Source organism: Sporosarcina luteola, assembly GCF_023715535.1.
Lineage (GTDB): Bacteria > Bacillota > Bacilli > Bacillales_A > Planococcaceae > Sporosarcina > Sporosarcina luteola_B.
Map to the genome: position 1 here is coordinate 1 of NZ_JAMBOI010000078.1, position 255 is coordinate 255.

The window sequence follows — 255 nt, forward strand, 5'->3', positions numbered from 1 at the left end:
AAGGACTGCGCCAATTAACCTGAAGGCGGACTGGGTATTCGGGAAGATCCGGATCACCCTTTCACGCCTGCGAATCTCTTCATTTAGCCTCTCCACGCCATTGGTGCTTCGAATGGATTTTCGGTGTAAAATGGGGAAATTCATATATTGGATTGAATCCTCGAAGCCTTCATCGAGTATCTTCAACGCTTTTTGGTACTTGGGATTTTCCTCATACTTTTCAAAGAACAGATCTTTCAGGTTTCGCAGAGTGTC

The 255-nt window shown here is 45.1% G+C and carries 1 protein-coding gene; it reads right to left on the bottom strand.

Annotated elements, in window-relative coordinates; translation table 11 throughout:
* Positions 1-255 (bottom strand): transposase (locus M3191_RS18420; RefSeq protein WP_251701752.1); only part of this gene is annotated, 255 nt, incomplete at both ends.